This window comes from Cellulomonas sp. IC4_254 (genome assembly GCF_011603975.1).
GTDB lineage: Bacteria > Actinomycetota > Actinomycetes > Actinomycetales > Cellulomonadaceae > Cellulomonas.
Genome location: NZ_JAANNB010000187.1, coordinates 1 through 7676, shown reverse-complemented (window position 1 = coordinate 7676; position 7676 = coordinate 1). Strand labels below are relative to the sequence as shown.

Genomic DNA, 7676 nt, shown 5'->3' with positions numbered 1-7676 from the left:
CTGGCTACCGTCGCCGGGTGACCGCCATCCACTGGTTCCGCCGCGACCTGCGGCTCGGCGACAACCCCGCGCTGCACGCGGCGGCCGCGCAGGGCGACGTGCTCGCCCTGTACGTGCTCGACCCGCGGCTGTGGGCGTCGTCGGGGGCGCCGCGCCGCGCGTACCTGGCCCGGAGCCTCGCGGCGCTCGACGAGCAGACCGGCGGTCGGCTCCTCATCCGGTCCGGCGACCCGCGCGCGGTGGTCCCGGCGGTGGCCCGCGAGGTCGGCGCGGAGGCGGTGCACGTCGCGGCGTCGACGGAGCCGTTCGGCCGGCGCCGGGACGACCACGTCGAGTGGACGCTCGAGGAGGACGGCCGTGCGCTGGTGCGGACCGGCTCCCCCTACGCGGTCACCCCCGGGCGGGTTCGGAACGGCTCGGGCACCACGTACAAGGTGTTCACGCCGTTCCGCCGCGCGTGGGCCGAGCACGGCTGGCACTCCCCCGCCCCGGACGCGGCCGCGACCCTGCGCGCCGTGTCGTTCCTCGACGGCGGCCGCTCGGACGCCGTGCCGGACGCCCGGGTGCCGGACGGGCTCGCGCTGCCCGAGGCCGGGGAGGCGGCGGCGCTGGCCCGGTGGGCGGAGATGCTCGACGGCCCGCTGTCGCACTACAAGGCCGAGCGCGACCGCCCCGACCTCGACAGCACCTCGCGGCTGTCCGTCCCGCTCAAGTGGGGCGAGATCCACCCGCGCACGATCCTGGCCGACCTCGCGCACCGCCGGGGCGAGGGCGCCGACACGTTCCGCGGCCAGATCGCGTGGCGCGACTTCCACGCGGACGTGCTGTTCCACCAGCCGAGCGCGGCCCACGAGTCGCTGACCCCGGTGATCCCGGAGAGCGCCTGGGTGAACGGCGACGCCGAGGCGCGGGCGCTGGCCGCGTGGGCGGACGGCCGGACCGGCTACCCGCTGGTCGACGCCGGGATGCGGCAGCTGCGCGGCGAGGGCTGGATGCACAACCGGGTGCGGATGGCCGTGGCCTCGTTCCTGGTCAAGGACCTGCACGTGCGCTGGCAGCGCGGGGCGGACCACTTCATGGCGTGGCTGGTGGACGGCGACATCCCGCAGAACCAGATGAACTGGCAGTGGGTCGCGGGGACCGGCCGGGACGCCGCGCCGTACTTCCGGGTGTTCAACCCGGTGACGCAGGGCGTGAAGTTCGACCCGCACGGCCACTACGTGCGGCGCTGGGTGCCGGAGCTCCGGGACATCCCGGGCAGGGCCGTGCACGAGCCGTGGAAGCTGCCGCGGTCGGCGGCGCCGGACTACCCCGAGCGGATCGTGGACCACGCGCACGAGCGCGCGGTGTCGCTCGGGGCGTACCAGTCGCTGCGCTGACCCCCCGCACGCCCTGCCGCCGGGACCCAGGTCCCGGATGCGACGTCCGCGCGACCCACGCACGCAGGAAGTCGCGGAAGTCGGGACCTTGGACCCCTCCCCTCGGGCGCCCCGCGCGGGACATTGAGCCGGTCGTCACAAAGCCGTGATCCCGACCGGAGGCAGCTGCCATGTCCGCACCCACCGTCTCGCGCCCGTCCGCCGCGCCAGCCCCGCTGCCGGCCCAGGAGGACGTCGTCACCACGCTGAACGCGCGTCGCGCGCTCGCCGCGACCCGGCTCGCCACCGGGTTCATCTTCCTGTGGGCCTTCGTCGACAAGACGTTCGGCCTCGGCTACTCCACCCCGTCCGAGCGGGCCTGGATCAACGGCGGCACGCCGAGCCAGGGCTTCCTCAACAGCGAGGCGGTGGTCGGCCCGTTCAAGGACCTGTTCCAGTCGATCGCCAGCCCCGCCACCGACGTGCTGTTCATGCTCGGCATGCTGGGCGTGGGCCTCGCGGTGATGCTCGGCATCGGCCTGCGGGTGTCCGCCTGGGCCGGCTCGCTCATCATGATCCTGATGTGGGCGGCCGAGTGGCCGCTCACCGCGGGGTCGACCAACCCGCTCGTGGACTACCACATCATCTACGCCCTGGCCCTGGTCGTCTGCGCGGTCTGCCTCGCCGGCGACACCTGGGGGCTCGGGCGGATGTGGCGCGAGCTGCCGGTGGTGCGCTCGCAGCGCTGGCTGCGCTGAGCACGCCCGGCCGCGGCGGACGGAGACCGCCGCGGCCGGGCGCACGACACGAGGCGCCTGCCCCCGACGGGGGTGGGCGCCTCGTCCGTGCCCCGGGGCGTCCGCACTCGACGCAGCCGCGACACGACCCAGGACCGAGGTCCCGGCCACAGACGCCCCGGACCTGGGACCGACGTCCCGGGTGGTCCGCATCCGGGTGACGCGGAGCGCTTTCCAGCAGCCGTGCGCGAGGGCTCTGGGACTTCCGTCCGGGGTGCAGGGCCTCGGACGGGAGGACATTGGGAAAGTCATCACAAGGTGAACCCCAGACAAGAAGGCACGGATCATGACCACGATCACCACCCCCCGCACCGAGGCGGCCCCCGCGACCTCGCGGACCCAGGAGGACGTCGTCACCTCGGTGGCCGCCCGCCGCGTGCTCGCCGCGCTCCGTCTCTCGACGGGGTTCATCTTCCTCTGGGCGTTCCTCGACAAGACGTTCGGGTTCGGCTACTCGACCGCCTCGGACGCGGCCTGGATCAACGGCGGCGCGCCGAGCCAGGGCTTCCTGCAGTTCGCGGCCCAGGGCCCGCTGACCGGCTTCTTCAACGGCATCGCCAGCCCCGTCTCGGACGTGCTGTTCATGCTCGGCATGCTGGGCGTCGGCCTGGCGGTCATGCTCGGCATCGGCACCCGGGTCGCCGCGGGCGCCGGCTCGCTCATCATGATCATGATGTGGCTCGCCGAGTGGCCGCTGATCGCCGGCTCGACCAACCCGGTCATGGACTACCACATCATCTACGCGCTGGTCCTCGTGCTCGTCGCGCTCACCGCGGGCGGCGACACCTGGGGCCTCGGCCGCTGGTGGAAGAGCCTGCCGGTCGTGCAGAAGAACCGCTGGCTCATCTGATCGACCAGCACCCCTGAGCGGCCCCGCCGCTCACCGCAGGCGCGAGGCGCCGGTCCCCACCCTCCCGGGGACCGGCGCCTCGTCCGTGCGCGCGGGACGTGCGTGCCCGCTGTCGCGGCGCTCAGGCCGCCCGCAGCGCCCGGTACTCGTCCTCGAGCATCCCCATGTCGATGCCGTCGCACCAGCCGTCGCCGTCCCGGTACGCGTCCCGCCGCCGGCCCTCGACCCGGAAGCCGATGTTCTCGTACAGCGAGTGCGCGCGGGCGTTGATGCTCAGCACGTCCAGCCCGACCCGGTGCAGCCCGATCCCGTCGAACGCGAGGCCCAGCACCAGCTCGATCGCCTCGGTGCCGTAGCCGCGGCCGCGGTACGCGGGACGCATGACGAGGCGCAGGTTCGCGGAGCCGACCACCTCGTCGATGTCGTTGAGCACGATCTCGCCGAGGTACTCGTCGGAGCCGTTGGCCGTGATGGCGAGGTCGATCCGGCCGTCCAGGCCGGAGACCGTGGCGCACCAGGCGTCGATCTGCGCGCGGGTGAACACCGTGGTGGTGCCGGTGGTCCGCATCCCCTCGGGGTCGTTGACCATGTCCCACATCGCGGGCGCGTCGTCGGCGCGGATGGGGCGCAGGTGGATCATCTCGCCCTCGAGCGTGGGCTTCTCCATGGGACTGCCTCCTCGTCGACCCGAGCCTAGGCACTGCGGGTGACCGTCGTGTTTCGCCGCGCGGTCGCGCGCGTTCCGGATCCGTCCGTGGCGTCCCTCCGCCGCACGCGACGGCGGCGCGGCCCCGATCCTGCTGGGTGCCGCGCCGCCGTCGTGCCGCTCAGGCCTGGACGCGCTCCAGGACCAGCTCGCGCACGCGGCCGGCGTCGGCCTGGCCGCGGGTCGCCTTCATGACCGAGCCGATGATCGCGCCGACCGGGCCGAGGTTGCCGGACCGGATCTTCTCCGCGATGTCGGGCTGGGCGGCCAGGGCCGCGTCGATCGCCTCGAGCAGCGGGCCGTCGTCCGAGACGACCTCCAGCCCGCGCGCGACGACGACCGCCTCCGGGTCGCCCTCGCCTGCGAGCACGCCCTCGAGGACCTGCCGGGCCAGCTTGTCGTTGATCCGCCCCGCGTCGACGAGCTGCTGCAGCTGGCCGATCTGCGCCGGGGTGATCGGCAGCTCGGCGAGCTCGACCTCCTGCGTCTTGGCGGTGCGAGCGAGCTCGCCCATCCACCACTTGCGGGCGGCCGCCGGGCTCGCGCCCGCGGCCACGGTCGCCTCGATCAGCTCGACGGCGCCCGCGTTGACCACGTCGCGCATCTCGGCGTCCGCGTAGCCCCACTCCCCCTGCAGCCGGCGCCGGCGGGCGGCGGGCAGCTCGGGCAGCGCGGCGCGGATCTCCTCGACCCACTCGCGGGACGGGGCGACGGGGACCAGGTCGGGCTCCGGGAAGTACCGGTAGTCCTCGGCGTCCGACTTCACGCGACCCGCCGTGGTGATGCCGGTGTCCTCGTGCCAGTGCCGGGTCTCCTGGGTGACCGACCCGGTGGCGTCGAGGATCGCGGCCTGGCGGCTGATCTCGTACCGGACGGAGCGCTCGACCGAGCGGAACGAGTTCACGTTCTTCGTCTCGGTGCGGGTGCCCAGCGGGGACGTGGGCGTCGGGCGGAGCGAGACGTTGACGTCGGCGCGGACGTTGCCGCGCTCCATCCGCGCCTCGGACACGCCGAGCGCCCGGAAGATGTCCCGCAGCGTCTGGACGTAGGCGCGCGCGACCTCGGGGGCGCGCTCGCCGGCGCCGGTGATCGGCTTGGTGACGATCTCGACCAGCGGGATGCCGGCGCGGTTGTAGTCGACCAGCGAGTACTCCGCGCCCTGGATGCGGCCGGTGGCGCCGCCGACGTGGGTGTTCTTGCCCGCGTCCTCCTCCATGTGCGCGCGCTCGATCTCGACCCGGAACACGGTGCCGTCCTCGAGCTCGACGTCGAGGTACCCGTCGTGGGCGATCGGCTCGTCGTACTGCGAGGTCTGGAAGTTCTTCGGCACGTCCGGGTAGAAGTAGTTCTTCCGGGCGAACCGGCAGGTCTCCGCGATCTGGCAGTTCAGCGCGAGGCCGATCCGGATGGCGTACTCGACCGCGGTGCCGTTGACGGCGGGCAGCGCGCCCGGCAGGCCCAGCGACACGGGCGTCACCGCGGTGTTGGGCTCGGCGCCGAACGTCTGCGGGGCGCCGTCGAACATCTTGGTCGCGGTGCCGAGCTCGACGTGCACCTCGATGCCGATGACCGGGTCGAACCGGGCCACGGCCTCGTCGTAGTCGGCCAGGTCGACCGTCTGGGTGCTCACTCGCCCACCTCCAGCTCGGGAGCCTTGGCCAGCAGCGGGCCGCCCCAGTTCTTCTCCAGCAGCGCCTCGAGCGCGGCGCCCACGCGGTAGAGCCGGTCGTCGGCCTTGGCCGGGGCCAGCACCTGGAAGCCGACGGGCAGGCCGTCGTCCGACAGGCCGTTCGGCAGCGACATGCCCGGCACGCCGGCCAGGTTGGCCGGGATGGTGGCGACGTCGTTGAGGTACATCGCCAGCGGGTCGTCCAGCTTCTCGCCCAGCTTGAACGCCGTGGTCGGCGCCGTCGGGGAGACGAGCACGTCCGCCTGCTCGAACGCGGCGGCGAAGTCGCGCTGGATGAGCGTGCGGACCTTCTGCGCCGAGCCGTAGTAGGCGTCGTAGTAGCCGGCCGACAGGGCGTAGGTGCCGAGGATGATCCGGCGCTTCACCTCGTCGCCGAAGCCGGCGCCGCGGGTGGCGGCCATGACGCGCTCGGCGGTCACGGGGCCCTCGCTCGGCTCGACCCGCAGGCCGAACCGCATCCCGTCGAACTTGGCCAGGTTGCTGGACGCCTCGGACGGCAGGATCAGGTAGTACGCGCCGAGCGCGTACTCGAAGTGCGGGCAGGAGACCTCGACGATCTCGGCACCCGCGCCGCGGAGCAGCTCCAGCGACTCCTCGAACCGCGCGAGCACGCCGGGCTGGTAGCCCTCGCCCTGCAGCTCGCGGACCACGCCGACGCGCACGCCGGTGAGGTCGCCGGACGCGCCCTGGCGGGCCGCGGCGACCAGGCCGGGCAGCGGCTCCGGGATGGACGTCGAGTCGCGCGGGTCGTGCCCGCCGATGAGCTCGTGCAGCAGCGCGGAGTCGAGCACGGTGCGCGTGACCGGGCCGGCCTGGTCGAGCGACGAGGCGAGCGCGATGAGGCCGTAGCGGGACACCGAGCCGTAGGTCGGCTTCACGCCGACGGTGCCGGTGACGGCGCCGGGCTGGCGGATCGAGCCGCCGGTGTCGGTGCCGATGGCCAGCGGGGCCTCGTAGGCCGCGACCGCCGCGGCCGAGCCGCCGCCGGAGCCGCCGGGGATCCGGTCCAGGTCCCACGGGTTGTGCGTGTTGCCGTAGGCCGAGTGCTCGGTGGACGACCCCATGGCGAACTCGTCCATGTTGGTCTTGCCGAGGATCGGCAGGCCGGCGGCCTTGATCCGCTCGACCAGGGTCGCGTCGTACGGCGGCACCCAGCCCTCGAGGATCTTCGAGCCGGCCGTGGTCGGCAGGCCCTGCGTGACGACGACGTCCTTGACGGCGATCGGCACGCCGGCGAGCGGGTGCAGCTCCTCGCCGGCGGCGCGGCGCGCGTCGACGTCGGCGGCCGTGGCCAGCGCCTCGGCGGCGGAGACGTGCAGGTAGGCGTGCACGGCGGGCTCGACGGCCGCGATGCGGTCCAGGTGGGCCTGCGTGACCTCGACGCTGGTGACCTCGCGCGCGGCGAGCTTCTCGGCCAGCTCCGCGGCCGACAGACGGGTCAGGTCGGTCATCTCACTCCTCCCCGAGGATCTGCGGGACGAGGAACTTGCCGTCCTCCGACGCGGGCGCGCCGGACAGGGCCTGCTCCTGCGTCAGCGGCTGCTCCGGCACGTCCGGGCGGAACACGTTGGTCATCGGCAGCGGGTGGCTGGTGGCCGGCACGTCGGGCGTGGCGACCTCGCTGACCCGGGCGACCGACTCGACGATCACGTCGAGCTCGCCCGCGAGGCGGTCGAGCTCCTCGGGGGTCAGGTCGATCCGCGCCAGGCCCGCGACGCGCGCGACCTCGTCACGAGAGAGGGAGGACATGCCCGCGAGTCTAGTCGCGCGCGGGTCCCGGCCGGGTCAGACCCGCGCGGCCGAGACCAGGGCCAGGACGGCGTCCGCGTAGGCGTCCTCGGCCTCCTCGGCGGCGAACGACCGCTCCGGCTGGCCCGGCAGCTCGACGACCACGAGGTACGACCCGTCGAGCGCCCGCGCCAGGCTCCGGAAGGTCCCGCCGAGCAGCTCGCGGAGCTGGTCCTCGCGCGGCAGCCACACCGCGTCGTCCTGGGTGACGGAGTCGAGCGCCCACTCGGTGGTGCCGTTGAACCCGAGCACCGTGCCGGTCGGGTAGGCGTGCGGCTCGATGGTCATCTCGCTGATGGTGAAGATCTCGCCCGCCAGCGCGGGCTGGCGCAGGGCGAACCGGTCCCCGGACGTCGGCGTCCAGCGCAGGCCCGCGGCCTGCAGGAGCTCCGCGCGCTCGATGGCGATCATCGCGCCAGTATCGTCCGGCGGGCCGCCGCGCGCTCGGCGGCGGCCCGCCGGACGATACTGGCGCGATGATCGCCAT

8 protein-coding genes are annotated in these 7676 nt (G+C 73.8%); 3 read left to right on the top strand and 5 right to left on the bottom strand.

Features of this window, described 5'->3' with window-relative positions; translation table 11 throughout:
- From G6556_RS15490 to G6556_RS15480, 3 genes are all read left to right on the top strand, one after another.
- Positions 1–1379 (top strand): deoxyribodipyrimidine photo-lyase (locus tag G6556_RS15490; RefSeq protein ID WP_346774934.1); only part of this gene is annotated, 1379 nt, incomplete at its 5' end.
- Between the two features lie 170 nt (positions 1380–1549).
- Positions 1550–2116: a DoxX family protein gene (locus tag G6556_RS15485; RefSeq protein ID WP_166943343.1), complete on the top strand. Its 567-nt coding sequence runs from the start codon at positions 1550–1552 to the stop codon at positions 2114–2116.
- Between the two features lie 325 nt (positions 2117–2441).
- Positions 2442–3005, top strand: a complete 564-nt coding sequence (locus G6556_RS15480) for a DoxX family protein (protein ID WP_166943340.1) — start codon at positions 2442–2444, stop codon at positions 3003–3005.
- 121 nt (positions 3006–3126) lie between these two features.
- Here the strand turns inward: G6556_RS15480 and G6556_RS15475 are convergent, their stop codons facing one another.
- From G6556_RS15475 to G6556_RS15455, 5 genes are all read right to left on the bottom strand, one after another.
- A complete protein-coding gene (locus G6556_RS15475; RefSeq protein ID WP_166943337.1) occupies positions 3127–3672 on the bottom strand; it encodes a GNAT family protein in 546 nt (181 codons plus the stop codon).
- Positions 3673–3832: 160 nt separating this feature from the next.
- Complete coding sequence (gene gatB / locus G6556_RS15470) at positions 3833–5341, bottom strand: Asp-tRNA(Asn)/Glu-tRNA(Gln) amidotransferase subunit GatB (protein ID WP_166943334.1); 1509 nt, start codon at positions 5339–5341, stop codon at positions 3833–3835.
- Positions 5338–6852 (bottom strand): Asp-tRNA(Asn)/Glu-tRNA(Gln) amidotransferase subunit GatA, encoded by a 1515-nt coding sequence (gatA, locus tag G6556_RS15465; protein ID WP_166943331.1) that lies wholly within the window; start codon positions 6850–6852, stop codon positions 5338–5340. Before gatA ends, gatB begins: the two co-directional genes overlap by 4 nt.
- A 1-nt stretch (position 6853) precedes the next feature.
- Positions 6854–7150 (bottom strand): Asp-tRNA(Asn)/Glu-tRNA(Gln) amidotransferase subunit GatC, encoded by a 297-nt coding sequence (gatC, locus tag G6556_RS15460; protein WP_147795987.1) that lies wholly within the window; start codon positions 7148–7150, stop codon positions 6854–6856.
- 36 nt (positions 7151–7186) lie between these two features.
- Positions 7187–7600 carry a pilus assembly protein CpaE gene (locus G6556_RS15455; protein WP_166943328.1) on the bottom strand — a complete coding sequence of 138 codons (414 nt, stop codon included), beginning with the start codon at positions 7598–7600 and terminating at the stop codon, positions 7187–7189.
- Between the last annotated feature and the right edge of the window lie 76 nt (positions 7601–7676).

Coding starts and splice junctions, on each gene's coding strand:
- G6556_RS15485 (WP_166943343.1), top strand. CDS start 1,550: ATGTCCGCACCCACCGTCTCGCGCCCGTCCGCCGCGCCAGCCCCGCTG.
- G6556_RS15480 (WP_166943340.1), top strand. CDS start 2,442: ATGACCACGATCACCACCCCCCGCACCGAGGCGGCCCCCGCGACCTCG.
- G6556_RS15475 (WP_166943337.1), bottom strand. CDS start 3,672: ATGGAGAAGCCCACGCTCGAGGGCGAGATGATCCACCTGCGCCCCATC.
- gatA (WP_166943331.1), bottom strand. CDS start 6,852: ATGACCGACCTGACCCGTCTGTCGGCCGCGGAGCTGGCCGAGAAGCTC.
- gatC (WP_147795987.1), bottom strand. CDS start 7,150: ATGTCCTCCCTCTCTCGTGACGAGGTCGCGCGCGTCGCGGGCCTGGCG.
- G6556_RS15455 (WP_166943328.1), bottom strand. CDS start 7,600: ATGATCGCCATCGAGCGCGCGGAGCTCCTGCAGGCCGCGGGCCTGCGC.